26 protein-coding genes and 2 pseudogenes are annotated in these 25,956 nt (G+C 71.8%); 14 read left to right on the top strand and 14 right to left on the bottom strand.

Going from position 1 to position 25,956, the window contains the following annotated elements; translation table 11 throughout:
- The first annotated feature begins 69 nt into the window (after positions 1-69).
- Positions 70-294: a hypothetical protein gene (locus MMR14E_RS02930; protein WP_012320868.1), complete on the top strand. Its 225-nt coding sequence runs from the start codon at positions 70-72 to the stop codon at positions 292-294.
- Between the two features lie 401 nt (positions 295-695).
- Positions 696-1,175: pseudogene (locus MMR14E_RS02925) on the top strand (DUF1194 domain-containing protein); the annotation flags it as partial.
- Between the two features lie 244 nt (positions 1,176-1,419).
- Here the strand turns inward: MMR14E_RS02925 and MMR14E_RS02920 are convergent.
- The 7 genes from MMR14E_RS02920 to ispG all read right to left on the bottom strand — a co-directional run bounded on the left by MMR14E_RS02920 (position 1,420) and on the right by ispG (position 9,483).
- The gene (locus tag MMR14E_RS02920; RefSeq protein WP_331312725.1) at positions 1,420-1,803 is read right to left on the bottom strand and encodes a hypothetical protein; all 384 of its coding nucleotides are present in this window, start codon (positions 1,801-1,803) and stop codon (positions 1,420-1,422) included.
- Positions 1,804-1,877: 74 nt separating this feature from the next.
- Positions 1,878-4,208 carry a xanthine dehydrogenase family protein molybdopterin-binding subunit gene (locus tag MMR14E_RS02915; RefSeq protein ID WP_331312724.1) on the bottom strand — a complete coding sequence of 777 codons (2,331 nt, stop codon included), beginning with the start codon at positions 4,206-4,208 and terminating at the stop codon, positions 1,878-1,880.
- Positions 4,205-4,684, bottom strand: coding sequence for a (2Fe-2S)-binding protein (locus MMR14E_RS02910; RefSeq protein WP_012320864.1), 480 nt, complete (start codon positions 4,682-4,684; stop codon positions 4,205-4,207). The genes MMR14E_RS02915 and MMR14E_RS02910 overlap by 4 nt, the downstream gene beginning before the upstream one ends.
- Before the next feature lie 462 nt (positions 4,685-5,146).
- Positions 5,147-5,551, bottom strand: coding sequence for a type II toxin-antitoxin system VapC family toxin (locus MMR14E_RS02905; protein ID WP_331312723.1), 405 nt, complete (start codon positions 5,549-5,551; stop codon positions 5,147-5,149).
- Positions 5,551-5,796, bottom strand: coding sequence for a type II toxin-antitoxin system VapB family antitoxin (locus MMR14E_RS02900; protein ID WP_331312722.1), 246 nt, complete (start codon positions 5,794-5,796; stop codon positions 5,551-5,553). Before MMR14E_RS02900 ends, MMR14E_RS02905 begins: the two co-directional genes overlap by 1 nt.
- A gap of 63 nt (positions 5,797-5,859) precedes the next feature.
- Positions 5,860-7,869, bottom strand: coding sequence for a potassium transporter Kup (locus tag MMR14E_RS02895; RefSeq protein WP_331312721.1), 2,010 nt, complete (start codon positions 7,867-7,869; stop codon positions 5,860-5,862).
- Between the two features lie 288 nt (positions 7,870-8,157).
- Positions 8,158-9,483, bottom strand: coding sequence for a flavodoxin-dependent (E)-4-hydroxy-3-methylbut-2-enyl-diphosphate synthase (gene ispG, locus MMR14E_RS02890; RefSeq protein ID WP_331312720.1), 1,326 nt, complete (start codon positions 9,481-9,483; stop codon positions 8,158-8,160).
- Between the two features lie 408 nt (positions 9,484-9,891).
- On the opposite strand from ispG, the gene MMR14E_RS02885 reads away from it, so the two are divergent.
- The 8 genes and pseudogenes from MMR14E_RS02885 to MMR14E_RS02850 all read left to right on the top strand — a co-directional run.
- A complete protein-coding gene (locus MMR14E_RS02885) occupies positions 9,892-11,019 on the top strand; it encodes a patatin-like phospholipase family protein (RefSeq protein ID WP_331312719.1) in 1,128 nt (375 codons plus the stop codon).
- 60 nt (positions 11,020-11,079) lie between these two features.
- Entirely contained in the window at positions 11,080-11,646 is a 567-nt protein-coding gene (locus tag MMR14E_RS02880; protein ID WP_331312718.1) for a glutathione peroxidase, read from the top strand.
- A gap of 57 nt (positions 11,647-11,703) precedes the next feature.
- On the top strand, positions 11,704-12,339 hold the full coding sequence (locus tag MMR14E_RS02875) for a sigma-70 family RNA polymerase sigma factor (protein ID WP_331312717.1): 636 nt from the start codon (positions 11,704-11,706) through the stop codon (positions 12,337-12,339).
- A 101-nt stretch (positions 12,340-12,440) separates the two neighbouring features.
- Positions 12,441-13,208 (top strand): anti-sigma factor, encoded by a 768-nt coding sequence (locus tag MMR14E_RS02870; protein WP_331312716.1) that lies wholly within the window; start codon positions 12,441-12,443, stop codon positions 13,206-13,208.
- A gap of 63 nt (positions 13,209-13,271) precedes the next feature.
- Positions 13,272-13,712 (top strand): cytidine deaminase, encoded by a 441-nt coding sequence (gene cdd, locus MMR14E_RS02865; RefSeq protein ID WP_331312715.1) that lies wholly within the window; start codon positions 13,272-13,274, stop codon positions 13,710-13,712.
- A complete protein-coding gene (locus tag MMR14E_RS02860; protein ID WP_331312714.1) occupies positions 13,709-14,437 on the top strand; it encodes a purine-nucleoside phosphorylase in 729 nt (242 codons plus the stop codon). Before cdd ends, MMR14E_RS02860 begins: the two co-directional genes overlap by 4 nt.
- Complete coding sequence (deoC, locus tag MMR14E_RS02855) at positions 14,430-15,161, top strand: deoxyribose-phosphate aldolase (RefSeq protein ID WP_331312713.1); 732 nt, start codon at positions 14,430-14,432, stop codon at positions 15,159-15,161. Before MMR14E_RS02860 ends, deoC begins: the two co-directional genes overlap by 8 nt.
- 8 nt (positions 15,162-15,169) lie before the next feature.
- Positions 15,170-16,085: pseudogene (locus tag MMR14E_RS02850) on the top strand (thymidine phosphorylase); the annotation flags it as partial.
- A 46-nt stretch (positions 16,086-16,131) separates the two neighbouring features.
- Here the strand turns inward: MMR14E_RS02850 and MMR14E_RS02845 are convergent.
- The 4 genes from MMR14E_RS02845 to dnaK form a co-directional block, all read right to left on the bottom strand.
- Positions 16,132-16,452 (bottom strand): hypothetical protein, encoded by a 321-nt coding sequence (locus MMR14E_RS02845; protein WP_331312712.1) that lies wholly within the window; start codon positions 16,450-16,452, stop codon positions 16,132-16,134.
- A 109-nt stretch (positions 16,453-16,561) separates the two neighbouring features.
- On the bottom strand, positions 16,562-17,200 hold the full coding sequence (locus MMR14E_RS02840) for a phospholipid methyltransferase (protein WP_331312711.1): 639 nt from the start codon (positions 17,198-17,200) through the stop codon (positions 16,562-16,564).
- Positions 17,201-17,339: 139 nt separating this feature from the next.
- The gene (dnaJ, locus tag MMR14E_RS02835) at positions 17,340-18,485 is read right to left on the bottom strand and encodes a molecular chaperone DnaJ (RefSeq protein WP_331312710.1); all 1,146 of its coding nucleotides are present in this window, start codon (positions 18,483-18,485) and stop codon (positions 17,340-17,342) included.
- Between the two features lie 250 nt (positions 18,486-18,735).
- Positions 18,736-20,652 carry a molecular chaperone DnaK gene (dnaK, locus tag MMR14E_RS02830; RefSeq protein WP_029359089.1) on the bottom strand — a complete coding sequence of 639 codons (1,917 nt, stop codon included), beginning with the start codon at positions 20,650-20,652 and terminating at the stop codon, positions 18,736-18,738.
- Between the two features lie 392 nt (positions 20,653-21,044).
- On the opposite strand from dnaK, the gene MMR14E_RS02825 reads away from it, so the two are divergent.
- Positions 21,045-22,004 (top strand): hypothetical protein, encoded by a 960-nt coding sequence (locus MMR14E_RS02825; RefSeq protein ID WP_331312709.1) that lies wholly within the window; start codon positions 21,045-21,047, stop codon positions 22,002-22,004.
- Between the two features lie 86 nt (positions 22,005-22,090).
- On the opposite strand, the gene MMR14E_RS02820 is transcribed toward MMR14E_RS02825, so the two are convergent.
- Positions 22,091-22,729 (bottom strand): YqgE/AlgH family protein, encoded by a 639-nt coding sequence (locus MMR14E_RS02820; protein WP_331312708.1) that lies wholly within the window; start codon positions 22,727-22,729, stop codon positions 22,091-22,093.
- Between the two features lie 187 nt (positions 22,730-22,916).
- Here MMR14E_RS02820 and MMR14E_RS02815 point away from each other — a divergent pair, with 187 nt between their 5' ends.
- From MMR14E_RS02815 to MMR14E_RS02805, 3 genes are all read left to right on the top strand, one after another.
- The gene (locus MMR14E_RS02815) at positions 22,917-23,258 is read left to right on the top strand and encodes a hypothetical protein (RefSeq protein WP_331312707.1); all 342 of its coding nucleotides are present in this window, start codon (positions 22,917-22,919) and stop codon (positions 23,256-23,258) included.
- A gap of 102 nt (positions 23,259-23,360) precedes the next feature.
- A complete protein-coding gene (locus MMR14E_RS02810; RefSeq protein ID WP_020093824.1) occupies positions 23,361-23,840 on the top strand; it encodes a peroxiredoxin in 480 nt (159 codons plus the stop codon).
- Positions 23,841-23,931: 91 nt separating this feature from the next.
- Positions 23,932-24,573, top strand: coding sequence for a DedA family protein (locus MMR14E_RS02805; protein ID WP_331294624.1), 642 nt, complete (start codon positions 23,932-23,934; stop codon positions 24,571-24,573).
- A 6-nt stretch (positions 24,574-24,579) separates the two neighbouring features.
- On the opposite strand, the gene MMR14E_RS02800 is transcribed toward MMR14E_RS02805, so the two are convergent.
- Together MMR14E_RS02800 and MMR14E_RS02795 are read right to left on the bottom strand one after the other, a co-directional pair.
- The gene (locus MMR14E_RS02800) at positions 24,580-25,329 is read right to left on the bottom strand and encodes a restriction endonuclease (protein ID WP_331312706.1); all 750 of its coding nucleotides are present in this window, start codon (positions 25,327-25,329) and stop codon (positions 24,580-24,582) included.
- A 110-nt stretch (positions 25,330-25,439) separates the two neighbouring features.
- The gene (locus MMR14E_RS02795; RefSeq protein WP_331312705.1) at positions 25,440-25,853 is read right to left on the bottom strand and encodes a MucR family transcriptional regulator; all 414 of its coding nucleotides are present in this window, start codon (positions 25,851-25,853) and stop codon (positions 25,440-25,442) included.
- Between the last annotated feature and the right edge of the window lie 103 nt (positions 25,854-25,956).

The raw sequence follows: 25,956 nt of genomic DNA, 5'->3' as shown, positions 1-25,956 counted from the left end.
GTCAAGCTCGGGATCGGCGTCGCGGCCTACCCGAGCGTTCGTTGAAGCCACAAGGGGAAGCAACTACCCATGCAGCACTTCACCGTAACCGACCGCGAGCGTGACACCGTCCTGGCGGCGCTGCGCTACTACCAGTTCTACCGGATGCAGGGTCACCCCTTCGACCCCCGTCAGGATCATCTGATCGACACCATCGCCGGCCGGGCCGGCGAGGCGCTGGACCTCGCCGAGATCGACGATCTCTGCGCCGGCCTGAACGGCAACCCGCACGCCCTCGCCGCCGCGGCGGCCTGAGGCAGCTTCCGGGGCGGCCGAGGCCGCCCTCGACGCCCCCGCGACCGGCCCAGGGACGGGGCCGGAGGACGGGTCACCTCCGAGATGAGCGGGCCACCGCCGCCGGAGCGAACCCTCCTCACCGGGGCCGGGCCTCGCGCCCGAACCACACCCCGCCGACGCGCATCCGGGCCCGCCCCGCGGCGCGTCGGTCCGACGGGCGGGTCCGCGCGGCGGGCCCCCCGAAAGGCCGGTTTCGCGCGAGGTCGAAACGTGGCCTAACGGATGCGCGACGGCCGCGGGGCCGCGCCTTCCGGGAGCGCCGAGGCCGATGATGCGGACGGGTTCGCGACGGATCCGCCGCGGCGTGCTGCGGGGCGCCGGCCTCCTGCTCCTCGGCCTGAACTGCGGGTGAGTCCCCGGCAGCGCGTAGTACCGCGGCGGCCGCGGCCCTGGTGCGGGCGACGCCGCGGCAGGCGGGCGAGTTCACCTGCCTCGGCCAGATGTTCCGCACGGTGACCGCCGCCGTGCTCCCGGCGCTGCCGGTCCCGGCCGAGCGCGTCGTGGTCGACGTCTCCGGCGACGGGATCGACAACTGCACCGACGCCGACAGCCTCGCGGAGGCGCACCGGTCGCTGCTCGACACCGGCGCGACGGTCAACGGCCTGCCGATCCTGGTGCCGGGCGAGAACGACGTGGTCGGGGCCGGGGCCTACCGGGCGCCCGGCTACGGCCTGCTCCCGACGCCCCTGCCGCAGGCGCGCACGAGCCTGGAGCAGTGGTACCGCGCCCATGTCATCGGCGGTCCGGGGGCGTTCCTGCTGGCGGCCGCCGGCTACGGCGACTTCGCGCGGGCGCTGCGGCGAAAATTCGTGATCGAGATCAGCGCGCTGGGTCGGTAGGGGCTCTTGCCCCGGGCGTGCGTCACGCGGATCGAATCGCGCTTGCGGCCGGCACTGAGCCTACCGCGAGGGGCCGGCGCGGACCTGACGAAGGCTCCCGGTATCGCGCGCTCCGGCATCGCGAGCGAAGCGAAGTGACCCAGGGCAGCGCGACCCCAAAAGGCCTGGCGCGACCCTGGATTGCTTCGCTCCGCTCGCAAAGACGGTGGGACCGAAGCGGACAGTCAGAGAGCGTATCAGCCTCTCAGGGGGCCTTCTTCAACTGCTGCTCGGCGCGGGTGAGCGCCGCCTCGCAGGCCGTCGCGTCGCCCTTCCGGTCGGCCGTGCGGGCCTCTTCCAGGGCGACCTTCGCCTGCTGGGCGGCGTCCGCGCCCTGGCCGGCCTGGGCCGCCTTCTCCGGGGGGGCCTGCGGCGACTCGTTCGCCCGCTGCCCCTCCGTCCCGGTGAGCCCCTCGCCGCCGCGCTTGGCGGCGTTGCCCTGGCCGCCGGTATTGGCCGAGATCGACTGGCTCACCTCGGACTGGACCCGCTTCGACACGCCGTCGATCCGGTCCCCGCAGGGCGAGGCGAGGGCGGGGGCCGCCGTCAGGATCAGGGTCAGGCAGGCCGTGAGGGCGGGACGCATCATCGGGTCGGGTGCTTTCCAAAAAGAAGGGGCCGCGGGTTCCCCCACGGCCCCAACGCCTCGCGGCGGGTGACGGTTCAGGCGCTCAGCTGATCGCGGATCGGCAATTGCCGGACCCGGCGGCCGGTGGCCGCGAAGATCGCGTTGGCGATCGCCGGCGCCACCGGCGGCACGCCGGGCTCGCCGACGCCGCCGAGCGGACCGTCCCAGTTGCCGCTCGGCACGAGGTGCACGCGGACCGCCTTCGGGGCCGCGTCGATCCGGAGGACCTCGTAGCCGTCGAAGTTGTTCTGCACCGCCCGGCCCTGCTTGAAGGTGATCTCGGAGGTGAGGGCGAGCCCCATCCCCATGACCACGGCGCCCTCCATCTGCGAGCGGATGCGCTCCGGGTTCACCTGCGGACCGCAATCGACCGCGATGTCGATCGCCTTCACCTGGACCTGGCCCTTGTCGTCGACCTCCACCTCGGCCGCCACCGCCGTGTAGGTGACGAAGCTGTAGTGGCCGGCGATGCCGAGGCCGGTGCCCTTGGGCATCTGCCGCCCCCAGCCCGCGCCCTTGGCGGCCGCCTCGATCACGCCGCGCAGGCGGCCGGTCTCGATCGGGTAGAGCTTCGGGTCCTCGCCGTAGTTCCAGACGTCACCGATCTCGGTCGGGCTGATCTCGCGATCCGGTCCGATGAGCGCGAGCAGGTACTCCTTCGGCTCGCGGCCGGCGGCGTGCGCCAGCTCCGACACGAAGGACTGGATCGCGAAGGCGTGCGGGATGTTCGACACCGAGCGGAACCAGCCGACGCGGACATGGGCGGCGGCCTCGGGGTTCTCCAGCCGCATGTTCGGGATGTTGAGCGGGGTGTTGACCAGCCCCATCCCGAGCTCGAACGGCAGCTCGTGCTTCGGATCGGGCGCGAAGATCGAGCCGATCGTCGGCGCCACCGAGCGGTGCAGCCACGCCACCGGCATGCCCTTGTCGTCGAGGCCGGCCTCAAGGTGCTCCACCGAGATCGTGTGGTAGAAACCGTGGTGGAGGTCGTCCTCGCGGGTCCAGGCGAGCTTCACCGGCGCGCCGCCGACGGCCTGCGAGCACAAAGCCGCCTCGACAACGTAGTCGGGCTTGGACTTGCGGCCGAAGCCGCCGCCGAGCAGCGTCACGTTCACCTTGACCTTGTCGTCGGGCAGCATCAGCGCCTTCATCAGGCGGTCGTTGGCCGCCTGCGGACCCTGGACGCAGGCCCAGGCCTCGCAGAACCCGTCCTTCACGCGGGCCACCGCCGCCGGGGGCTCCATGGGGGCCTGGGCGAGGTGCGGCACGAAGTACTCGGCCTGGACCTTGGTCTTGGCCTTGGCCATCGCGCCGTCGACGTCGCCCTGCGTGCGCACGACCTTGCCGGGCTTGCGCGCGGCGGCCTCCAGCTCCTTGCGGAACGCGTCGGTGTCGTAGCCGGCGTTCGGGCCGTCGTCCCAGGTGATCTTGAGGGCGTCGCGCGCCTTCAGGGCCGCCCAGGTGTTCTTGGCGACCACCGCCACGCCGCCGAGCGGCATGAACTCCGTGGGAATCGGGGTGGCGTCGATCTTGAAGATCTTCACGACGCCCGGGACCTTCTTGGCCTCGCTATCGTCGAAGGACTTCACCGTGCCGCCGTAGACGGCCGGGCGCGCGACGACCGCGTAGAGCATCCCGTCGAGCTTGGTGTCGAGGCCGTAGATCGCCTTGCCGGTGGTGATGTCGACATTGTCGATCAGCCCGATCTTGCCGGTGCCGATGTAGCGGAAGTCCTTCGGGTCCTTCAGCTTGACGTCGGTGGGCACCGGCAGCTCGGCGGCCGCCTGCGCCACCGCGCCGTAGCCGAGGGTGCGGCCCGACTTGGCGTGGGTCAGCGTGTGGTTGACGGCCGTGACCTCGGAGGCCGGCACGCCCCACTGCTTGGCCGCGGCCTGGATCAGCATCAGCCGCGCGGCCGCGCCGGCGTGACGGAAATGCTGGAAGAAGTGGCGGGTCGAGCGCGAGCCGTCGGTGTCCTGGTTGCCGAAGCGGGTCTCGTCGCCCCAGGCCTGGACCACCTTCACCTTCGACCAGTCGGCCTCCAGCTCGTCCGCGACCGTGAAGGCCACCGAGGTGCGGATGCCCTGGCCCATGTCGGAGCGGTGGTTGGTCACCGTGACGGTGCCGTCCGGCGCGATCGCGACGAAGACCTTCGGATCGTCCCGCCAGCCATGCGGCATGCCGTCGGCGCCGAACTTCTGCTCCTTCTGCTCCTGGGTCTGGGTCTCGTCGGCCCGGGCGGGTCGGAGCGAGAGGGCCAGAACCAGGGCGCCGGCGCCGCCGAGGATGCCGCGGCGGCTGACATTGTCGAGGGCCGGCTTGGTGCCGGCGGCGAGTTCGGCGCTCAGCTTGGCGTCGTGGATCACAGGCGCTCTCCCTTGCTGGCGGGCGCCGGCTGGCCGGCGGCCTGGTGGATCGCGGCGCGGATGCGCGGGTAGGTGCCGCAGCGGCAGATGTTGCCGCTCATCGTGGTGTCGATGTCGTCGTCGGTGGGCTTGGGCGTGTCCTTGAGCAGGGCGGCCGCCTGCATGATCTGTCCGCACTGGCAGAAGCCGCACTGGGCGACGTTCTGGTCGCGCCACGCCACCTGCACGGGGTGGTTGCCGTCCGGCGACAGCCCCTCGATGGTGACGACCTCCTGGCCCGCGGCCGCCGAGACCGGCGTGATGCAGGCGCGGGTCGCCGCGCCGCCGAGATGGATGGTGCAGGCGCCGCAGAGCGAGACGCCGCAGCCGAATTTGGTGCCGGTGAGCCCGAGCTCGTCCCGCAGGTACCACAGCAGCGGCATGTCGGGGTCGCCGTCGAAGCTGCGCGCAGCCCCGTTCACGGTGAGTTTGATCATCGTTGCGTCCTGTCTGGCGGCGCCGGAGCGGCGATCAGTCGGGTCTGAGCCGGGCCTTCGGCCAGGACCGGATTTGCCGGCTAACGTTCACCGATGCGGCCGGGCCGCCGGGCTAACGCTCAAGCTCAGAATAATAAATATTCTAAGGCACCCGGCGGGGTGGGCGCAACGCGGGGACGCGGCCGGTCATCCCCGAGCCTCTGCGCCGCGGGCATGCCGCGTGCGGCGGCGCACATGGGTGGCCATCGACACGGAGACGCAGGCTGGTCGATCCAGGCTGGCGGCCCTGTCCGCCGCATGCTGCGGACGCGGTTGGTTCGAAGCGCGAACGCACCGTTGCGCCCCGATTCAGGGCGTCGATCCTGAGTCGTTTCGCTCGCGATGACGGCGTTTCGCGTCGAACTCAGAGCCCCTGACACTGACTCACTCTGGATTCGATCGAGGCACGTCGGTCGCAGACCGTCACGGCGCGGTCTCCAGGTCCGTCCTGCGAAACTCGTCGGCCGTGGCCAAAATCGGCGTGCGGTAGAACCGTGCCGCCGCATAGTGGAGACAATCGCCGAGGTTGAGGCCGTGGCGGCCGGCCCGGTATCGATGCGCGGCCGACAGGGCGAGCGCCCTCGTCTCGCGGGCCGGCGGCAGGTCGCAGATCTCGATGCCCCTGGCTTCGAGAAATTCGAGGACGATCGGCCCGACCGCCTCAACCGTCATGTCGAACTTGTCGGGCCGCGCGAGGGCCAGCACCGTTTCGAGGACGGCCACGGGCGACGTTCTGCACTGGCGTGCCGAGGCGAGCGCCGTGGAGATCCGCTCGGCCTCGGGCTCGTCGGCGAGCAGGGCGACGATCGCGGACGCATCCACGAACATCAGACGCTTTCCCACATCGCGTCGTACACGTCCCGCGCGAGAGGCACCCGTGCGGTCTCGCTGAGCGCGACCCCGTGCTTCTGGCGCACCCGTGCGGCGGTCTCCCGCGGTGACTCTTCCCGGTGGCGGCGCTCGATCGCCTCACGCATGGCGATGACGATCGCCTCGGTGATACCGACTCCCGCCAGGGCGGCGAACCGGCGTGTCAGCGCGTCGGCCTCGGGATTGTTGACGTTGATCGGCATGCAGGCGGCCCTCGGCCACGATGTAGATAATCGCTTCCGCCAATCTACACCAGCGTGCGGCCCTCAGACCGTCACCTGCGTCCCGACCTCCACCACGCGCCCGGTCGGGATCTGGAAGAAGTCCGTGGCGTCGTTGGCGTTCTTGGCGAGGGTGATGAAGATCCGGTCCTGCCAGAGCGGCATGCCGGAATGGGCCGCCGGCCGGATCGAGCGGCGCGACAGGAAGAACGACGTCGCCATGATGTCGAACTTGAAGCCCTGGCGGCGCAGCAGCACCAGCGTCTTCGGGATGTTCGGCGTCTCCATGTAGCCGAACTTCATCACGACCCGGTAGAAATGCGGGCCCACCGGCTCGATCCGCACCTTGTCGGCCTCGTTCGAGCGCGGCGTGTCCACCGTCTCGACGGTGAGGATTACGTTCTTCTCGTGCAGCACCTTGTTGTGCTTGAGGTTGTGCAGGAGCGCCGCCGGGGCGATCTCGGGATCGCTCGTCAGGAACACCGCGGTGCCGCGCACGTGGTGGGGCGGGCTCTTCTCCAGCATCCCGACCAGCTCGACCAGCGGCACGTCGGTCTTGCGGGTCTTGTTGAACAGGATCGTCACCCCGCGCACCCAGGTCCACATCAGGATGACGAGGCCGCCCGCGAGCAGGAGCGGCACGTAGCCGCCCTCCACCACCTTGATCAGGTTGGAGAGCAGGAACAGGAACTCGAGGACGATGAAGGGCAGCATGACGGCCGCCGCCGCCACGGGCGACCATTTCCACATGCGCCACATCACCAGGAAGGTCAGCGAGGCGGTGAGCAGCATCGTGCCGGTCACCGCGATGCCGTAGGCCGAGGCGAGCGACGACGAGGTCTTGAACAGCACCGCCAGCAGCACGACGCCGATCATCAGGAGCGTGTTGATCTGCGGCAGGTAGATCTGGCCGGCATGCGACTCGGAGGTGTGGCGGATCTCGAGCCGCGGCAGAAGCCCGAGCTGGATCGCCTGCCGGGACAGCGAGAAGGCGCCGGTGATCACCGCCTGGCTCGCCACCACCGTGGCGATCGTCGCGAGCAGCACCATCGGCAGCAGGCCCCAGGCGGGCACCAGCTGGAAGAACGGGTCGGCCGTGTCGGGCTTCTCCAGCACGAGGGCCGCCTGGCCGAGATAGTTGAGGGCCAGCGCCGGGAAGACGAGGCCGATCCACGCCACCTGGATCGGCTTGCGGCCGAAATGGCCGAGATCGGCGAACAGGGCCTCGGCCCCGGTCACCGCCAGGAACACGGCGCCGAGCGCCACCAGCGCGCCGGTGCCGTGACCGAGGAGGTAGACGACGGCGTGCACGGGATTGACCGCGCGGAACACCTCCGGATGCAGGGCGATGTGCGGCAGCGCCGCGAGCGCCATGGCGAGGAACCACACGATCGTCACCGGCCCGAAGAACGACGCCACCTTCCCGGTCCCGCGGTTCTGCACGAGGAACAGCGCGACGATGATCACCACGGTGATCGGCAGGACGTAGTCGTCGAGGGCGGGCGTGACGAGCTTCAGGCCCTCCACCGCCGAGAGGACCGAGATCGCCGGCGTGATCACCGCGTCGCCGTAGAACAGCGAGGCGCCCAGCAGCCCCAGCATGAAGACGATGCGCGAGCCGCCCAGCGCCTTCCGGGCCAGCGCCATGAGCGAGAGGATGCCGCCCTCGCCGTTGTTGTCCATGCGCAGCAGGATCGCGACGTACTTGACCGTCACGATCATGAAGAGGGCCCAGAGGATCAGCGACACGGTGCCAATCACCTCCTCGGGCAGCAGGATGCCGTCGGTCCGGGCCGGGACCAGCGCCTCCCGGAACGCGTAGAGCGGGCTCGTGCCGATGTCGCCGTAGACGACGCCGACCGAGCCGACCAGCAGCGTCCAGAACCCGGCATGGCCGTGGCGCGTCTCGGCCTTCTCCGGAGCATCGAGCGTGCCGGAGGTCGCCGGTCCCTGGACGGGACCCTCGCCCTCTGCCGCCGGGGCGGCCTCGCGCGCGGTGTCGGACGCCGCGGGCGCGGGCTGGGCTGCTACGCCGGGTGCGAAGGTGTGGCTCATGCGATTGTCGGAAGCTCGGGCGTGGCCGGCGCTTCGCGGTTCGGCTCAGGGGCCTGTCGGGGCCGGGCAGAAAACGCGAAGACTCCGCCGAACCGTGCGGGCCGGCCACCGGGCCGACCGCTCGCGGGATCGTGCGGCCTTGCTACCATGCCCTCGTGCGCCCGGAAACCGTGTGCACCCGCGAAGAACGCGGAGCTGGGTCTCGGCTCGCCCGCGGCACCCCGGAACGACGGCGGGGGGCGACGCGGTCTCGTCTCGGGGGACGGACGCGCCGACCCGCCCCGCGTCTCACTCCGCGGCGGTGCGCGTGCCGCCCTGGCCGAATCGGCGCTGGATGTAGTCGATCACGATCGTCTCGAAGTCCTTGGCCAGGGTCGGGCCGCGGAGCGTCATCGCCTTCTTGCCGTCGATGAAGACCGGCGCGGTCGGCGTCTCGCCGGTGCCCGGCAGCGAGATGCCGATATCGGCGTGCTTCGACTCGCCCGGGCCGTTCACGATGCAGCCCATCACGGCGACGTTCAGCCCCTCGACGCCCGGATAGGTCTTCTTCCACTCCGGCATCGAGGTGACGATCCAGTTCTGGATGTCGCGGGCCAGCTCCTGGAACGTGGTCGAGGTCGTGCGGCCGCAGCCCGGGCAGGCCGCCACCATCGGCACGAAGGTGCGGAACCCCATGGTCTGCAGGAGTTCCTGGCTGGCCTTGACCTCGACGGTCCGGTCGCCGCCCGGCTCGGGGGTCAGCGAGTAGCGGATCGTGTCGCCGATGCCTTCCTGGAGCAGCACGCCGATGGCGGCCGAGGCCGCCACCAGGCCCTTCGAGCCCATGCCGGCCTCGGTGAGGCCGAGATGGATCGCGTAGTCCGAGCGGCGCGCCACCTCGCGGTAGACGGCGATCAGGTCCTGCACCGCCGAGACCTTGGCCGAGAGGATGATCTTGTTCTGCGGCAGGCCGAGTTCCACGGCGCGGTCGGCCGAGCTGATCGCCGAGCGGACCATCGCCTCGCGCATCACCGCCCGGGCGTCGATCGGCCGCGGCGCCCTGGCGTTCTCGTCCATCAGGTGGGTGAGCAGCTCGCCGTCCAGCGAGCCCCAGTTGGCGCCGATCCGCACGGTCTTGTTGTGCTTGATCGCCTGCTCGATGATCGACGAGAACTGCGTGTCCTTCTTGTCCTTGAATCCGACGTTGCCCGGGTTGATCCGGTACTTGGCCAGCGCCTCGGCGCAGGCCGGGTGGTCGGCGAGCAGCTTGTGGCCGATGTAGTGGAAATCGCCCACCAGCGGCACGTGGACGCCGATCCGGTCGAGGCGCTCGCGGATCTTCGGCACCGCGGCCGCCGCCTCGTCGCGGTCGACCGTGATGCGCACGAGCTCCGAGCCGACCCGGGCGAGCTGGGCGACCTGCGCCACGGTGGCGTCGATGTCGGCCGTGTCGGTGTTGGTCATCGACTGGACGACGATCGGGGCGCCGCCGCCGACCGTCACCGCGCCGTCGCCCTCGCCGACCGTGACGCCGACGGTGCGGTGGCGCGGGGCGGGGCCGGCGATCTCCGGGCCGCCGCCGGCCAGCGGATTGTCGGCGGGGTTCTCGGAACGGGTGGCTTCCATGACTTCCATCGTGGACTTTCGCGGGCGCGCCTCGCGGGTGCCGGAGCCGTGACGGCTGCCGGACCGGTCCCGGGGACACGCCTCGCCGGAACTTCGGGGCTGCCGCGGGTTAGCTGCGGATGACCCGGCGCCGCGTCAACCCGGCGCCGCGCGGGGCAGCATCGCGCAGGACAGCATCGCGGCTGTCATGTCGTATCCGGGCGCGGATGTCGAGTTTCCTGCACGTCCCGCAGGCACCTGCCGCCGGCGCCGGCCGGTTTTCGTCGGCCTCTGTTGCCGATTCGCTCGTGCCGGCGCGGGCGCCGGCGCGGCGGGCGTCGCGGGGGACGGCACGGGGCGGATGCCGGTCCGCGATCCCGGCGCACGGTTGATGCTGCACTGCAGCATCCCATCTGTACGGTGGATCAGGAGGCCGACATGAGCGAGCAATTCGGCGGCACCGAGCCGCACAACCCTGCCACCGCCGTTCCCGAATCGCCCGTCACGGACGCGGTCGAGGCGCAGCCCGCGCAGGCGCCGGGCGCCGCGCTGGCCGGGCCTCGGGCCGAGAAGCCGGTGGCGCTCGCGCTCCAGGGCGGCGGCGCGCACGGCGCCTTCACCTGGGGCGTGCTCGACGCCCTCATCGAGGACGGCCGCCTCGGCTTCGAGGCGGTGACCGGGGCGAGCGCCGGGGCGATGAACGCCGTCGTCCTGGTGGATGGCTGGCTCAAGGGCGGCCCGGACGGGGCCCGCGAGGGCCTGGAGCGGTTCTGGCGCGAGGTCAGCCTCGACGGCGATCTGGGGCCGGCCCAGCGCAACGTCGTGAGCGGCCTGTTCAGCCTGTGGAAGGGCAATCCGGTGGCCGAGTTCTGGGCCAAGATGCTGGCGCCGAGCCCCTACGTGTCGAACCCGCTCAACATCAATCCGCTGCGCAAGGCGCTCGCCGAGCAGGTCGATTTCGACCGCCTGCGCGAGGCCGACACGGCGGGCCTGTTCGTCTCGGCCACCAACGTCTGGACCGGCAAGCTCGCGGTGTTCGAGCGCGAGCGCCTGACCGTCGACCACCTGATGGCCTCGGCCTGCCTGCCCACCGTCTTCCAGGCGGTGGAGATCGACGGCGTGCCCTACTGGGACGGCGGCTATCTCGGCAACCCGCCGCTCTACCCCCTGCACCGCGGCGCTCAGACCCGCGACATCGTGCTCGTCCAGATCAACCCCGTGGAGCGGCGCGAGACGCCGCGCACCGAGGCTGAGATCCGCGACCGGCTCAACGAGATCACCTTCAACGCCAACCTGATGCGGGAATTGCGGGCGATCGACTTCCTCGACGGGCTGATCGAGGAGGGCACCCTCGGCCAGGGCCAGTACCGCCGGGTCCTCGTGCACCGGATCGACGGCACGGACGCCCTGGAGGACTACAACGCCGCCTCCAAGCTCGACGCCCGCTGGACCGTGTTCAAGCGCCTGCGCGACAAGGGCCGCGCCGCCGCGCAGGCGTGGCTCGCCGAGAACTACGAGCGGATCGGCCGGGACTGTACGGTCGATCTGCAGCAGGCGTACCAGTAGGTCGATCCTTTCCCGATCTGGTTCGTTGACGCGCCGGAACGTCCGCATCGGAGACCTGCCATGACGCTGCTGCGCCGCGAGGCCCTGATCCTGCTCGGTGCCGGCCTCGCCGGCGCCGCCCGCGCCGCCGAGCCGTCGGCCGGGACCGCGCGGGCCACGGATTTCGCCTTCGAGACCCCGGAGGGCGCGCCCATGCCGCTCTCCGGCTACGCGGGCAAGCCGATCCTCGTGGTCAACACAGCGACGGCCTGCGGCTACGCCGGGCAGCTCGCCGGGCTCCAGACGCTCTGGACGCGGTTCGGCGACCGCGGGCTCGTCGTGCTGGGCGTCCCGTCGCCGGATTTCGGCAACCAGGAGCCCCTGGACGGGCCGGCGATCGCCGAGGCGGCGCGGAAGAATCACGGCGTCACCTTCCCGCTCACGGCCAAGACCCGGGTGAAGATGCCGGGCGCCCACCCGTTCTACCGCTGGGCCGCCGCCGAGCGCCCCGCCGAGACGCCGCGCTGGAACTTCCACAAGTACCTGATCGCCCGGGACGGCACCCTCGCGGCGGCCTTCGCCACGCAGGTCGAGCCGACCGATCCGCGGATCATCTCGGGCATCGCCGCCACCCTCGACCAGGCCTGACCGCGGCGCCGGGCCGGCCCGCGGGATTAAACCGCCGGGGCGCCGCGTTCACACCCTATGGCATCGGACAAGAACAAGCGCCCGGACCTCCTCGACCTGATGGTGCCCCTGCGGCGCTACGCCCGGTCGCTCACCCGCGACACGTTGCGGGCCGACGATCTCGTCCACGACACGCTGGTGCGAGCCCTGGAGATGCAGGGCTCGCTCCGGCCGAACACCAATCTGCGCACCTGGATGATGACGGTGCTGCACAACGCCTTCATCGACGAGCAGCGCCGCCGGCAGGTCGAGGCGCGGCACGCCGACACGCTGGTCCGGATGACCGAGGACATGGCGCCGCCGGCGCAGGAGGGGCAGGTGCGCCTCGCCCAGATCCGGCAGGCCTTCCTCAAGCTGCCCGAGGAGCAGCGCGCCGCGCTCCACCTCGTCACCCTGGAAGGCATGGCCTACGCCGACGCGGCGGCCGTTCTCGGCATCCCGATCGGCACCCTGATGTCCCGTCTCGGCCGCGGCCGGGCGGCCCTGCGGGCCTTCGAGGAGGGGACGCGGACCGATCGCGGCGCCGACGAGGCGGAGCCCGCCAAGACATCCGAGACGCGGCGCGGGCCGCCCTCCGCCCTCCGGCTCGTCGTCTCCGACGAGCCGCGGGAACGGTCCGCCTGGCCTCTGCGACGCGCCGTCGGAGAGAGCTGAGCACGGAGCTGACGAAGGGCCGGCACCCGCGGGCGCCGGTGCCGACTGACGATTGCGACCGGCGGATCGCCTCCGGGCACGCTGGATTCGAGGACTTCACGATGATCGATCCGATCACAGACGACGATCTCATCGCCTTCGTCGACGGCCAGATCGACCCGATGCGCCGTCTCGACGTCGAGGCGCACCTCGCGGCCAATCCCGCGGCCGCGGCCCGGGTGATGGCGGAGATGCACGACCGCGACGCCCTGCGGGCCTGCTTCGAGCGCGTTCCGGGGCCCGGGCCGGACCGCAACATGGTCCTGGCCCGCCGCTTCGACCGGAACCAGCGCTGGCGTCGCGTCGCCTCGCGTCTCAAGCGGGCCGCGGCCATCGCCGTGCTCGTGGGCGCGGGCTGGCTGGCGCACGACGAGATCGGCCGCTTCGGCGTTCCCGACACCCTGGCGGCGACACCGGATCCGGCCCTGATCGCCGACGCGCGACAGGCCCGGGTCGTGGCGCAGCTGCGCAAGAGCATCGGCGGCCAGGCCGACGATCCGGTCTACGACCGGGCGCGGCTCCGCTCGGCCACCGGCATCGACCTGCCGGCCTTGCCCGATGGCTGGCGGGTGCGCGATATCCAGGTCTTCCCAGCCCGCCACGGCACGGGGATCGAGGTCGCCCTCGAGGCGGGCGATTTCGGCGAGGCGTCGCTGTTCGCCACCCGCGGCATCCGCGGCGGACCGACGACGCTCACCACCGGCTCGGACGACGGCGACGTCGTCTCGTGGAACGCCGGCGACACCGCCTACGCCCTGAGCGGTCCGCGGAGCGACGCGGACCTGCGGCAGGCCGCGCGCCTCCTCGGCGCCGGTCCGGCGAGCCGCTGAGCGCGCGCCGGACTCCCGCCCGGGGCCTCGACAGGGCGCCCCGGTGGGTGCCAAAGATCGGCCATGCAGGCCGCGGAACCAGCACGGGACCCAGCAGGGGACGATGACGGGCTCGCCGCCCTGTTCGAGGCCGCCCGCGCGGTGCGCGGGCGGGCGCACGCGCCCTATTCCCGCTTCGCCGTCGGGGCCGCGCTGCGCGACGAGCGCGGCGCGCTCCACGCCGGCTGCAACGTCGAGAACGCTGCCTACCCGGTCGGGACCTGCGCGGAGGCCGGGGCGATCGCCGCCATGGTGGCGGCGGGCGGCCGGCGCATTGCAGCGATCCTGGTCTGCGGCGACGGCAACGGCCCGGTGACGCCGTGCGGCGCCTGCCGCCAGCGCATCCGCGAGTTCGCAGCGCCGGACACGCCGATCCACGCCGCCGGTCCGGGCGGCGTCGCCCGCACCTTCACGCTGGCGGAGCTGCTCCCGGACTCCTTCGGCCCGGAGACGCTCGGTGAGTGAGGGCCCTCACGGACGCGGCCGCCGTCGACTACGCCGAGATCCCCGGATTTCCGGGACCCGGCGTCAGCGGCCATCGCGGCCGGCTGCACCGCGGGCGCCTCGCGGGGCGCGAGGTCCTGATCTTCGAGGGGCGGGCCCACGCCTACGAGCGCGGCGACCCGGCGGTGATGCGGGTGCCGCTCGCCTGCGCCCGGGACCTCGGCGCCCGGCGCCTGCTGCTCACCAACGCCTCGGGATCGCTGCGGCCCGGGACCGGGCCGGGCAGCCTCGTGCTGCTCGCCGACCACATCAACCTCTCCGGCCTGAACCCGCTGATCGGCGAGGCCAGCGACGCCCGGTTCGTGCCCATGACAGAGGCCTACGACCCGGACCTGCGGGCGCGGCTCCGCGCGGCGGCCGAGGCCTGCGGCGTGCCCCTGGGGGAGGGGATCTACGCGTGGTTCTCGGGACCGAGCTTCGAGACGCCCGCGGAGGTGCGGATGGCCGGCATCCTGGGCGCCGACCTCGTGGGCATGTCGACCGTGCCCGAAGTGATCCTCGCCCGGTTCCTCGGCCTGCCGGTGGCGGCGGTCTCGGTCGTGACGAACCTCGCGGCCGGCATCGCGGGCGGTGCGCCGCACCACGCGGAGACGAAGGCGGTGGCGGCCCGGGCCGCGGCGGATCTCGGCCGCCTGGTCCGGGCCTTCGTGGCCGGCCTGCCCGACGGAGAGACAGCCGATGACTGACCCCGAAGCCGGCGCGGTCGCCCGCCGGGCCCTGCCGCTCCTCGACCTCACCGATCTCGGCGAGACCTGCACCGAGACCCGGATCGACGCCCTCTGCCGGGACGCGAGGCGCGGCGGCGTCGCGGCGATCTGCGTCTGGCCGCGCTTCGTCGCGCAGGGCGCGCGGGCGCTCGCGGGCACCGGCATCCGGATCGCCACGGTGATCAACTTCCCGAAGGGCGGCGAGGATTGCGCCCGCGCCACCGACGACACCGCCGAGGCGCTGCGCGACGGCGCCGACGAGGTCGACCTCGTCCTGCCCTACGCCGCGCTGCTGCGGGGCGAGGCTGCGGTGGCCCGCGACATGGTCGAGGCCGTGCGCGATACCTGCGGGTCCGCGACCCTCAAGGTGATCCTGGAGACGGGCGAACTCGCCGAACTTGGCCGGATCCGGGAGGCGAGCCGGATCGCCCTGGAGGCGGGCGCCGATTTCCTCAAGACATCCACGGGCAAGAGCCCGGTCTCGGCGACCCCGGAGGCCGCCGAGGCGATGCTGGCCGAGATCCGCGCGAGCGGCCGCCCCGCGGGCCTGAAGGTCTCGGGCGGCCTGCGCAGCGTCGCCGACGCCGCCACCTACCTCGACCTGGCCGACCGGCTGATGGGCCCCGGCTGGGTGAGCCCGAGAACCTTCCGGCTCGGGGCGAGCAGCCTGTTCGAGACCCTGATCCGGGCGCGGACGCTGTGAGCGTGCGGCTGCCCCGGGAGAGGTTGCCCCAGGAGACGATCCGGGCCAAGCGCGACGGCCTGCCCCTCGATCCAGACGAGATCGGGGCCTTCATCCGCGGGCTCACCGACGGCACGGTCGGCGAGGGGCAGGCGGCGGCCTTCGCCATGGCGGTGTTCTTCCGCGGCCTGTCGCTGCCGGAGCGGGTGGCGCTGACGCGGGCGATGGCCGAGTCGGGCCGGGTCCTCGCGTGGGACCTGCCCGGGCCCGTCCTCGACAAGCACTCCACCGGCGGCATCGGCGACGCGGTGAGCCTGCCGCTCGCCCCGATGGTCGCGGCCTGCGGCGGCTACGTGCCGATGATCTCGGGCCGCGGCCTCGGCCATACCGGCGGGACGCTGGACAAGCTCGGCAGCATCCCGGGCTACGACGCGACGCCGGGGCTCGACGCGTTCCGGCGGGTCGTCGGCAGGGTCGGCTGCGCCATCATCGGGCAGACCGCCGAGCTCGCGCCCGCGGACCGGCGCCTCTACGCGATCCGCGACGTCACCGGCACGGTCGAGTCCCGCGACCTGATCACCGCCTCGATCCTGTCGAAGAAGCTCGCCGCCGGGCTCGACGGGCTGGTGATGGACGTCAAGCAGGGCTCCGGCGCCTTCATGGCGACGCTGCCCGAGGCGCGCGCCTTGGCCGAGAGCATCGTCACGGTGGCGGAGGGGGCCGGCCTGCGCACCGCCGCGCTGATCACCGACATGGACGCGCCCCTCGCCAGCGCGGCCGGCAACGCCGTCGAGGTCGCCTACGCGATCGACTACCTGACGGGCGCGCGCCGCGAGCCGCGCTTCCACGCGGTCACGGTGGCGCTGGGCGCGGAGATGCTGGTCGCCGGCGGCCTGGCGCCGGACCGCGACGGCGCCGCGGAGCGGCTGGAGGCGGCNGGCCGCGCCCGGCCCTCTCGGAGCCGTGACCGGGCGCGGCCGGCGCGGAGCCCTTACCAGCGGCCGTGGCCGTGGCGATGGCCCCAGCCCCCGTGATGGTGGTGACGCGGGCCGAAGCCGCGGTGTCCCCAGCCGTAATGGTGGCCCCGGCCCCAGCCGCCGTGATGGTGATGGCGCGGGCCGTAGCCGTGATGGCCGAAGCCGCCGTGGCGGTGCCCGTAGCCGTAGCCGTACTGGACGGTCTGGACGTCGCCGGCTTCCGCCCGCAGACCGGCATCGCGGCCGAGGGGCGCGGCCATCGCCGGGGCCGCGAAGGCGAGCCCTCCGAGGGCCAGGGCGGCGGCCAAGCGGGTCCGTGCGGTCTTGGTGAACATCGGCGTTCTCCTGATCCACGCCGGTCGCCCTGTGGCGTCCGGCCGTGTCCCAGGTCTGCGCCCTTCCAGTTGACGCAAACGTGACCTGTTCGCTCAGGCCGTGTTCAGGTCAGGGGCGGCGGTAGACCCAGACCCGCGCCGGCGGCAGGTTCAGCCAGACCCGGTTGGAGCGGTCGGCGGTGTAGCTGCCGGCCTCGCAGCGGGCCGGGATCGGCGGCACGACCGCGTAGGTGAACTGCACGAACGGCGCGCCGGGCCGCATCAGGTCGTGGGCGGTGTTGAGCAGGTCGAGCCGCTGCTCCAGCGGCTTGGTGAACAGCGGCAGGCTCGAGATCGTCGCGGCGGCCGGCTGCGTCAGCACGTCCTGCAGGCTCGCGCGCATGTTGTAGGCGTCGCCCTGAATGACCCGGACGCCCGGGAAGCGGTGGGTCAGGAGCCGGCAGAAATCGGGGTTGAACTCCACGAGGATCAGCCGCTCGGGCGCGACGCCGCGCCGGATCAGCGCCTCGGTCACCGGCCCGGTGCCGGGGCCCAGCTCGACCACCGGCCCCTCGAGGCGCGGGTCGACGTAGGCCGCCATGGTCCGCGCGAGCATCTTGCCCGAGGGCGTCACGGCCCCCGTGACCAGCGGGCGCTCGAACCAGGACCGCAGGAACCGGGCCTCGTCCTCGAGGGGGTCGCGCCGCGGCCCGAATATCGCGCTCCTGCCCGCAGGAGCCTTCGCGTTGGGACGGCGGAGCGGCGGCAAGTCCTGGATTCCTTGATGCCGGATGAGAATGAATGGCTAGAGACGGCGCTGTCTTACAGTCAAGCCGGCGCCGCGCCTAGGGGATGCGTGCCACGCGGGCCGCTTGCATAACGGGCCGTCCCGGGTTTCGGATCCGGCCTCACGGCCGGACCGCGCCACCGAAGAAGTCCCGGACCTTCGAGAAGAAGCCCGCGGATTCGGGATGGTTCTCCGGGGAGGCCGACTGGTCGAACTCCTGGAGCAGCTCGCGCTGCCGCTTGGTCAGGTTCTGCGGGGTCTCGACGAAGACCTGGATGTAGAGGTCGCCGACCTCCCGCGAGCGCAGCACCGGCATGCCCTTGCCCTTGATGCGGAACTGCTTGGCGGTCTGCGTCCCGGCGGGGATGCGCACCTGCGTCTGCGAGCCGTCGATCACCGGCACGGTGATCTCGCCCGAGAGCGCGGCCGTCACCATCGAGATCGGCACACGGCAGAACAGGTCGGCGCCGTCGCGCTGGAAGAACTCGTGCTGCTTGATCGACAGGAAGACGTAGAGGTCGCCCGCCGGGCCGCCGCGCAGGCCGCTCTCGCCCTCGCCGGCGAGCCGGATCCGCAAGCCGTCATCGACGCCCGCCGGCACGTTGATCGAGAGGGTGCGCTCGCGGTTGACCCGGCCGGCGCCCTGGCAGGCGGCGCAGGGATCGTCGACGATCTCGCCGCGGCCGTGGCAGTTCGGGCAGGTCCGCTCGATGGCGAAGAAGCCCTGCGCCGCCCGGACCCGTCCGTAGCCCGCGCAGGTCGGGCAGGTCCGCGGCTTCGAGCCGGGCTTCGCGCCGGAGCCGTCGCAGACCTCGCAGGTGATCGAGGTCGGGATCTTGATGGTCTCGGCCTTGCCGGTGAAGGCCTCCTCGAGTGTGATCTCCAGGTTGTAGCGCAGGTCGGCCCCGCGCTCGCGGCCCGGCGTGCCGCCGCGGCCCCGGCCCCGCGCGGCGCCGCCGCGGCCGTCGCCGAAGAAGTTGTCGAAGATGTCCGACATGAAGTCGCCGAACTCGTTGCCGAATCCGGGGCCGCCGCCGCCCTGGCTGAAGGCCGCGTGGCCGAACCGGTCGTAGGCGGCGCGCTTCTGGCCGTCCGAGAGGCACTGATAGGCCTCGTTGATTTCCTTGAACTTGATCTCGGCATCCTTGTCGCCGGGATTCCGGTCGGGATGATAGGTCATCGCGAGCTTGCGGAAGGCGACCTTCATCTCGCCTTCCGTGGCGGTCTTGGTGACCCCCAGGATCTCGTAATAGTCCCGCTTCGACATCCCGCCCTCAGGTGCCTTCCCGTCCCGTCCCGTCACCCGGGCCGCGACGCTTCTACCACCGCGCCGCCGTTCCGGGTGGCTGCCGACGAGCCCGGAAGCCGGAAGCGCCGACGACGCAGATCCACGATCTGCCGGCGGGTCCGGATTCCGGGTCCCGCAGGCCCGGCATGACGGAGCTTCTGAATACGCTTCTCACGCAAAGGCGGGGCCGGATCGCTCCGGCCCCGCGCGGTCGTATCAGATCCGCGCCTCAGGCGCGCTTCTTCTGGTCCTTCTCGTCGACCTCCTGGAAGTCGGCGTCGATGACGTCGTCCTTCTTCTCGGAAGCCGCCGCCTCGGCACCCGCATCCGGGCCGGCCGCCTGGTTGGCGGCGTACATGGCCTCGCCGAGCTTCATCGAGGCCTGCATCAGGTCCGTGGTCCGGGCCTTGATGGTCTCGACGTCGTCGCCCTCGAGCGCGGTCTTGAGCGCGGTCATCGCGGTCTCGATCGCGCCCTTGTCGGCGGCCGGGACCTTGTCGCCGTACTCGGTCACCGACTTCTCGGTGGCGTGGATCAGGCTCTCGCCCTGGTTCTTCACCTCGACGAGCTCGCGCCGCTTCTTGTCGGCCTCGGCGTTCGCCTCGGCGTCCTTCACCATCCGGTCGATGTCGGCGTCCGAGAGGCCGCCCGAGGCCTGGATGCGGATCTGATGCTCCTTGTTGGTCGCCTTGTCCTTGGCCGTCACGTTGACGATGCCGTTGGCGTCGATGTCGAAGGTCACCTCGATCTGCGGCATGCCGCGGGGCGCCGGCGGGATGCCGACGAGGTCGAACTGGCCGAGCAGCTTGTTGTCGGCCGCCATCTCGCGCTCGCCCTGGAAGACCCGGATCGTGACCGCGTTCTGGTTGTCCTCCGCGGTCGAGAAGGTCTGGGACTTCTTGGTCGGGATCGTGGTGTTGCGGTCGATGAGCCGGGTGAACACGCCGCCCAGCGTCTCGATGCCGAGCGACAGCGGGGTCACGTCGAGGAGCAGGACGTCCTTGACGTCGCCCTGGAGCACGCCGGCCTGCACGGCGGCGCCGATGGCCACGACCTCGTCGGGGTTCACGCCCTTGTGGGGCTCCTTGCCGAAGAACGACTTCACCACCTCCTGGATCTTCGGCATGCGGATCATGCCGCCGACCAGCACCACCTCGTCGATCTCGGAGGCCGAGACGCCGGCATCCTTGAGCGCCTTGCGGCAGGGCTCGATCGTGCGCTGCACCAGATCGTCGACGAGCGACTCGAACTTCGCGCGGCTGAGCTTCAGCGCGAGGTGCTTCGGGCCGGTGTTGTCGGCGGTGATGTAGGGCAGGTTGATCTCGGTCTGGGTGGCCGAGGACAGCTCGATCTTGGCCTTCTCGGCGGCCTCCTTGAGGCGCTGGAGGGCGAGCTTGTCCTTGGTCAGGTCGATGCCCTGCTCCTTCTTGAACTCCGCCGTCAGGTACTCGACGATGCGGTTGTCGAAGTCCTCGCCGCCCAGGAAGGTGTCGCCGTTCGTCGACTTCACCTCGAACACGCCGTCGCCGATCTCCAGGATCGAGACGTCGAAGGTGCCGCCGCCGAGGTCGTAGACCGCGATCGTGCCGGACTTCTTCTTGTCGAGGCCGTAGGCCAGCGCCGCCGCGGTCGGCTCGTTGATGATGCGCAGCACCTCGAGGCCCGCGATCTTGCCGGCGTCCTTGGTGGCCTGACGCTGGGCGTCGTTGAAGTAGGCCGGGACCGTGATGACCGCCTGCGTGACCGGCTGGCCGAGATGCGACTCGGCGGTCTCCTTCATCTTCTGCAGGGTGAAGGCGGAGATCTGCGAGGGCGAGTACTTCTTGCCGTCCGCCTCGACCCAGGCGTCGCCGTTGTCGCCGCGGGCGATCTTGTAGGGCACGAGGCCCTTGTCCTTCTGGGTCATCGGGTCGTCGTAGGTCCGGCCGATGAGCCGCTTGATGGCGAAGAACGTGCGCTCGGGGTTCGTGACCGCCTGGCGCTTGGCCGGCTGGCCGACGAGCCGCTCGCCGTCGTCCGTGAAGGCGACGATGGACGGCGTGGTGCGCGCGCCTTCCGAATTCTCGATGACCTTGGGCTGCGTGCCTTCCATCACGGCCACGCAGGAATTGGTGGTGCCCAGATCGATGCCGATAACTTTACCCATGGTGGGATCCCTCTTTGTGTCGCGTTCAAGCAGACCGCCGAGCCCCGAAGCAGCTCGGCCCATGGCGGTGTCGGGGGTGATGTGAGTATGGGACCCGGGCCGGATCAAGGGCCGTGAACGGCTGAAACCCAGCGCGCAATCCCGCGTCGAGGGCGATATAAGAAGCCCGTTCCGGGCCCGCAAGGCGAAGCCTGCGCGGCGGGATCGGGCATGCAGATCCGCGCCATCCCCTTGTCATTCCGGCAGGATCTCACCGTACCACCGGCCTCGCCCCGGTGGCGTGGCTGCATTTTGTTGCTTCGCTGCCACGTCGGCGCCATCGACGGCGTGTTAACGTTTCGACAAGGGGTTGCGCGTGGCCCCGCCACTTCGTGTCCCCGTCGTAGAGTCCGATGCGCCCGACCCGCAGCCTCCTGCTCCCGATCCTGGCGGTCGCCGTCGCGGCGCCCGGGATGCTCGCCGCGCCCCCCGCGCGGGCCCAGAACTTCTTCGAGCGCCTGTTCGGCATCAAGCCGGAGCGGCCGCCGGTGCCGCCGCGCGGCCTGCCGGAGCCGGCGCCCGGGGCACCGGCGGCCCCCGAGGCGCCCCGGCCGGCCCCCGCGCCGGCCCGCCCGGTCGTGCTGAAGACGCCCTCCGAGGACGGCGTGATCGGCCAGGAGCTGCAGCTCAACGGCCTGTCCGGCTCGCTGAAGCTCGAGCGCTCCGGCACGGCCGTCACGGCGCGGATCAAGCTGCCCGGCACCAAGATCTCGCAGCCGGCGGAGTCGTGCACGGTGCCGCTCGCGGGCGGCAATCCGGTGACGCTCACCGCCGAGGGCAAGCCCGAGGGCGTGCCGCGCTTCGAGGCCGCCGGGGCCGAGTGCCCGCTGCGCTTCGACGTGACCGACGGCGGCGTCCTGGTCTCGAGCCTGGGCTCGGGCCCGGTCTGCACCTTCTCGGCGGCGGATTGCGCGACCACGCCGGTCGGCCTCTGGGGGCCGGGCGCCGCCACCCTGATCCCGCGGGCCGGCGAGTTCGACACCGCCCGCGGCGTGGCCGACAAGGCCGTCCGGGACAATTACAAGCTGATGACCCAGCGGGCCCGGCGCGAGGATGTCCGGCCGATCGTCAGCGAGCAGGCGGCGTTCTCGTCGGACCGGGAGCAGCTCTGCCGCACCTACGCGCGCGAGGGCACGCACGGGTTCTGCCATCTGCGGGTGACGGAGAACCGCGCCCTGGCCCTGGCCACCCGGCTCGGCGCCAACACGGCGACGCCCACCGCCTCCGTGGCGCCCCGCCGGCCGCGGCCCAAGCCCGCGGTCGAGGGCATGAACCCGGACGCGGTCGGCGGCGGCGACGCCGTTCCGGAGTAGACCGCCCGGTAACGGCCAGCGGCCCGGCGCAACCGACTTCGCTCCGCTCGCGAAGACGCTGTGCCGCCCTGGCGAGCGCGCCCGGCTCAGGCCCGGCCGGCGGTCATCGACAGCATCGCCGGGTCGATGCCGTTCGCCCGCAGGGCGAGGTCGTACTTGGCGTCGAGGTCGGCGTTGAAGATCAGGGCCGGGTCGGCCGGGCAGTTGAGCCAGCCGTTGGCCATGATCTCGCTCTCCAGCTGCCCCGCCTGCCAGCCGGCGTAGCCGAGCGCCAGCACGGCGCTGGCCGGGCCCTCGCCGCTGGCGATGGCGCGGAGGATCTCCACGGTCGCGGTCAGGCAGATGCCGTCGTCGATGATCAGCGTCGACTGCTGGATGTGGAAATCGTCGCTGTGGAGCACGAAGCCGCGCCGTCCCTCGACCGGGCCGCCCATCAGGACCGGCATGTGGCCGACCCGCTCGCGCAGGCGGATCGCGTCCGCCTCGGGCGCCACGTCGAGCTGGACCAGGAGGTCCGGCATGCTGATGTCGGTCGCCGCCTTGTTGACGATGATGCCCATGGCTCCGTCGGCGGAATGGGCGCAGACGTAGATCACCGAGCGGGCGAAGCGCTCGTCGGCCATGCCGGGCATGGCCACGAGGAACTGCCCGTCGAGGAACTGGGGGCCCGACAGCTCCGTGCGGAGCGGCGCCGCCTTCCCGGCCTGGGACGACGCTGCCGACATGGGATCGGGCCTGCGGTGCGGAGGGTGCGCCATGCGTCCATGCTACGCCGCGCCCCTCCGTTGTCCAGCGGGCAAAAGGGACGCAGCAAGCCTCCCCCAAGCTTGTGCGGGTCTCATGCGCGCCGCAGAATGTCCCGGCCGGCGCGCGAGGGCGATCGCTCCGGCCACGTTCGAGACCGAGACCATCATGGCTGGCTCCGCCTCTCCGACCGCGTTCGACATCGAGGAGCAGCGCGCCCGGATCGAGCGCGCGCACGAGGAGACGCGGAAGTTCGTCGCCGAGCAGCACAAGCTGATCGCCGAGCAGTCGAAACTGGCCGCGGAGCAGACCAAGCTGGCGGCCGAGCAGTTCAAGATGACGGCCGAGGCTTCGAAGACGGCCGTCGAGCAGACCAAGCTCGCGGCCGAGGCCGCCAAGATCGGCCGGGACCGGAGTCTCGCGCCCTGGCAGGTGGCGCTGTCCGGCATGACGGCCGGGGCCGCGCTGTTCGGCGCCGGGGCGGCCTTCGTCAAGCTTCTCGGACCGTGAGCCGCAGGCCGCTCCCGATCCTCGACAGGCACCCCCTGCCACGCTAGGTCAGGCGCGCTGCTCACGCGCGCCAACCCAGCGCGCGACAACGAGGGACCCGCGATGATCCAGGTCGGCGACCACCTGCCCCAGGCCACCTTCCGGGTGATCGGCCCCGAGGGCCCGATCGCGCGCACCACCGACGACGTGTTCAAGGGCCGGCGCGTGGTCCTGATCGGCGTGCCGGGCGCGTTCACCCCCAGCTGCCACCGCAACCACCTGCCGGGCTTCGTCACCCACCGCGACGAGATCCTCGGGCGGGGCATCGACGCCATCGCGGTGACGAGCGTCAACGACGTCTTCGTGCTCGACGCGTGGTCGAAGGCGAGCGGTGCCGAGGGCCTGGAGTTCCTCGCCGACGGCAACGCCGATTTCGCCAAGGCCCTCGGCCTGGAGATGGACGGCACGGGCTTCGGCCTCGGGATGCGCTCGAAGCGCTACTCGATGCTGGTCGAGGACGGCGTCGTCCGGATCCTCAACGTCGAGGAGACGCCCTCGAAGGCGGAGGCCTCGGGCGCCGAGGCCCTGCTGAAAGTCCTCTGAGCGCGCCGCGCGCCGCAGGTCGGCCCTCTTAAGGCCACGTTCCGTCCGCTTGTGTCGCCGGGCTTTGCCCGGAGACCGGCCCGAGGACCGCATGGCCTTCCTGAACGACCTGCCCATCGCCGAGCTGATCGCGAATTACGGATACATCGCGATCTTCGTGATCATCACCCTCGAGAGCGCCGGCGTGCCGTGCCCGGGCGAGACGGTGCTGATCTCGGCCGCCGTCTACGCCGGCAGCACCGGCAACCTGAACATCGGCTTGGTCATCGCCGCGGCCGCGGGGGCGGCGATCCTGGGCGACAATGTCGGCTACTGGGCCGGGCGGCGCTGGGGCATGCCGCTGCTGCTGCGCTACGGCCACCTCATCGCCCTGGATCACGGGCGGCTCAAGCTGGGCCAGTACCTGTTCCGCCAGCACGGCGGGAAGATCGTGTTCTTCGGCCGCTTCACCGCGATGCTGCGCGCCTACGCGGCCCTGCTCGCCGGGGTGAACCGGCTGGATGCCCGCCGCTTCTTCGCCTTCAACGCCCTCGGCGGCATCGTCTGGGCCGGCAGCATGGGCATCGGCTCGTACTATTGCGGCCGCCAGATCGAGCACATCGTCGGCCCGGTGGGCCTGACCCTGCTGGCCCTGGTGGTGTTCGGCGGCCTGGCCCTGTGGCTGTTCGTGCGCCGCCACGAGGCGCGCCTGCTCAGCGAGGCGGAGATCGCCATCCCCGGCCCGCTCGCCTGACGGGCATCACGTCTCCGCGAGGTCGAAGCCCTCGAGGGCGTCGTGGTGCAGGAGGAGGACGCCGGTGGCCGTGGCCAGCCGGCGCGCCGCCGGCGTGAAGCCGGCGTTCGACACCACGGCGGCCCGGTCCCCGTCCCAGTAGCGCAGGGCCGCGGCGGCTTCCTGCACGGCGGCGTTGCCCACGGGCTTGCTCAGCCGCTTGCACTGCACGACGAGGCGCAAACCGTCCCGCACCGCCACGATGTCGGCGCCCTGGTCGCCGCTCGCCGGCGTCCGGTGCGCGCGCCAGCCGGCCCGGACCAGGCGCGCGGCGCAGTAGCGCTCGTAGTCGAGCCCGTCCCCGGGCGCCTCGTCCTCCTCCGGGAGCGCGACGGCGGCCGCCTCGGCCTCGATGATCGCCAGCATCCGCGCGTGCTCGGCCTCGGCGAGGTCGGCGAAGCGGGGACCGAGCTGCGGCAGGACGGTCCGCTCGAGGAAGTAATCGCGCTCGCGCAGCCAGCCGTCCTCGATCCAGTTGCCGTAGGGGTCGCTGTAGCTCTCCTGACGCCGCCGCAGCGCCAGCGTCTCGGCATGGGCGCGGGCGATCCGGCGCACCCGGGCCCGGAACCGGCGCGGGCGCCCGAGATGGCGGAGCAGGACGAGCGCGAGCGCGAGGCCCGTCGCGGCGAGCGCCGGCCGGCCGTACCAGAGCCCGAACGGCAGGCCGATCACGGCCGTCCAGAACAGGCGGGCGACGAGGCTGGGCTTGCCGGGCATCGGGTCTCTGGGGCGCTGACGGGCCCCGGACCCTCGCAAGCGCGGCTTGCCCGATACCTAACCGGGCTCCGAAAGCTGTGGACGCGGGCGCGGCTGACAGCGCCGCGCCGTCAGCCCTTCCGGCGCTGGTGGCCGAGACCCATGCTCTTGGCGAGGCTGGACCGCGCCGCGGCGTAGTTCGGCGCCACCATCGGGTAGTCGGGCGGGAGGCCCCATTTCGCCCGGTACTCCTCCGGCGTCAGGTTGTAGTGCGTCCGCAGGTGGCGCTTCAGCGACTTGAACTTCTTGCCGTCCTCCAGGCAGACGATGAAGTCGGGCTGGACCGAGCGCCGGACCGACACGGCCGGCCGCAGCTCCTCCGCCGGCGGCGCGGACGGCTCGCCGAGCCCGTGCAGCGTCGCGTGGATGGCCGCGATCAGCCCGGGCAGTTCCGGCGCGGGGACCGGATTGTTGCTCACGAAGGCCGACACGATGTCGACGGACAGCGCGAGATAGTCCGGTTGCCCTTCACCCGTGGCGTCCATCCCGTAACCTCCACTCGATCCCAGCCGGCCACCGACCACCGGCGCCGGCCGGAATCTGTCTCTGCTCGACCCGATACAGGGTAGTTAAGGGGCAGTTACTATG

Origin of the sequence: Methylobacterium mesophilicum, from assembly GCF_036441335.1 — a bacterium.
GTDB lineage: Bacteria > Pseudomonadota > Alphaproteobacteria > Rhizobiales > Beijerinckiaceae > Methylobacterium > Methylobacterium mesophilicum_B.
The sequence above is the reverse complement of the archived record's forward strand: the minus strand, read 5'-3'. Positions and strand labels throughout refer to the sequence as shown.

Bases quoted from the DNA above. Each gene is read 5' to 3' on its own strand.
- MMR14E_RS02820 (WP_331312708.1), bottom strand. From the start codon at position 22,729: ATGTCGGCAGCGTCGTCCCAGGCCGGGAAGGCGGCGCCGCTCCGCACG.
- dnaK (WP_029359089.1), bottom strand. From the start codon at position 20,652: ATGGGTAAAGTTATCGGCATCGATCTGGGCACCACCAATTCCTGCGTG.
- dnaJ (WP_331312710.1), bottom strand. From the start codon at position 18,485: ATGTCGAAGCGGGACTATTACGAGATCCTGGGGGTCACCAAGACCGCC.
- MMR14E_RS02920 (WP_331312725.1), bottom strand. From the start codon at position 1,803: ATGATGCGTCCCGCCCTCACGGCCTGCCTGACCCTGATCCTGACGGCG.
- MMR14E_RS02885 (WP_331312719.1), top strand. From the start codon at position 9,892: ATGAGCGAGCAATTCGGCGGCACCGAGCCGCACAACCCTGCCACCGCC.
- MMR14E_RS02845 (WP_331312712.1), bottom strand. From the start codon at position 16,452: ATGTTCACCAAGACCGCACGGACCCGCTTGGCCGCCGCCCTGGCCCTC.
- MMR14E_RS02930 (WP_012320868.1), top strand. From the start codon at position 70: ATGCAGCACTTCACCGTAACCGACCGCGAGCGTGACACCGTCCTGGCG.
- MMR14E_RS02795 (WP_331312705.1), bottom strand. From the start codon at position 25,853: ATGGACGCCACGGGTGAAGGGCAACCGGACTATCTCGCGCTGTCCGTC.
- MMR14E_RS02810 (WP_020093824.1), top strand. From the start codon at position 23,361: ATGATCCAGGTCGGCGACCACCTGCCCCAGGCCACCTTCCGGGTGATC.
- deoC (WP_331312713.1), top strand. From the start codon at position 14,430: ATGACTGACCCCGAAGCCGGCGCGGTCGCCCGCCGGGCCCTGCCGCTC.
- MMR14E_RS02870 (WP_331312716.1), top strand. From the start codon at position 12,441: ATGATCGATCCGATCACAGACGACGATCTCATCGCCTTCGTCGACGGC.
- MMR14E_RS02900 (WP_331312722.1), bottom strand. From the start codon at position 5,796: ATGCCGATCAACGTCAACAATCCCGAGGCCGACGCGCTGACACGCCGG.
- MMR14E_RS02905 (WP_331312723.1), bottom strand. From the start codon at position 5,551: ATGTTCGTGGATGCGTCCGCGATCGTCGCCCTGCTCGCCGACGAGCCC.
- MMR14E_RS02895 (WP_331312721.1), bottom strand. From the start codon at position 7,869: ATGAGCCACACCTTCGCACCCGGCGTAGCAGCCCAGCCCGCGCCCGCG.
- MMR14E_RS02805 (WP_331294624.1), top strand. From the start codon at position 23,932: ATGGCCTTCCTGAACGACCTGCCCATCGCCGAGCTGATCGCGAATTAC.
- MMR14E_RS02910 (WP_012320864.1), bottom strand. From the start codon at position 4,684: ATGATCAAACTCACCGTGAACGGGGCTGCGCGCAGCTTCGACGGCGAC.
- MMR14E_RS02875 (WP_331312717.1), top strand. From the start codon at position 11,704: ATGGCATCGGACAAGAACAAGCGCCCGGACCTCCTCGACCTGATGGTG.
- MMR14E_RS02825 (WP_331312709.1), top strand. From the start codon at position 21,045: ATGCGCCCGACCCGCAGCCTCCTGCTCCCGATCCTGGCGGTCGCCGTC.
- ispG (WP_331312720.1), bottom strand. From the start codon at position 9,483: ATGGAAGTCATGGAAGCCACCCGTTCCGAGAACCCCGCCGACAATCCG.
- MMR14E_RS02880 (WP_331312718.1), top strand. From the start codon at position 11,080: ATGACGCTGCTGCGCCGCGAGGCCCTGATCCTGCTCGGTGCCGGCCTC.
- cdd (WP_331312715.1), top strand. From the start codon at position 13,272: ATGCAGGCCGCGGAACCAGCACGGGACCCAGCAGGGGACGATGACGGG.
- MMR14E_RS02800 (WP_331312706.1), bottom strand. From the start codon at position 25,329: ATGCCCGGCAAGCCCAGCCTCGTCGCCCGCCTGTTCTGGACGGCCGTG.
- MMR14E_RS02815 (WP_331312707.1), top strand. From the start codon at position 22,917: ATGGCTGGCTCCGCCTCTCCGACCGCGTTCGACATCGAGGAGCAGCGC.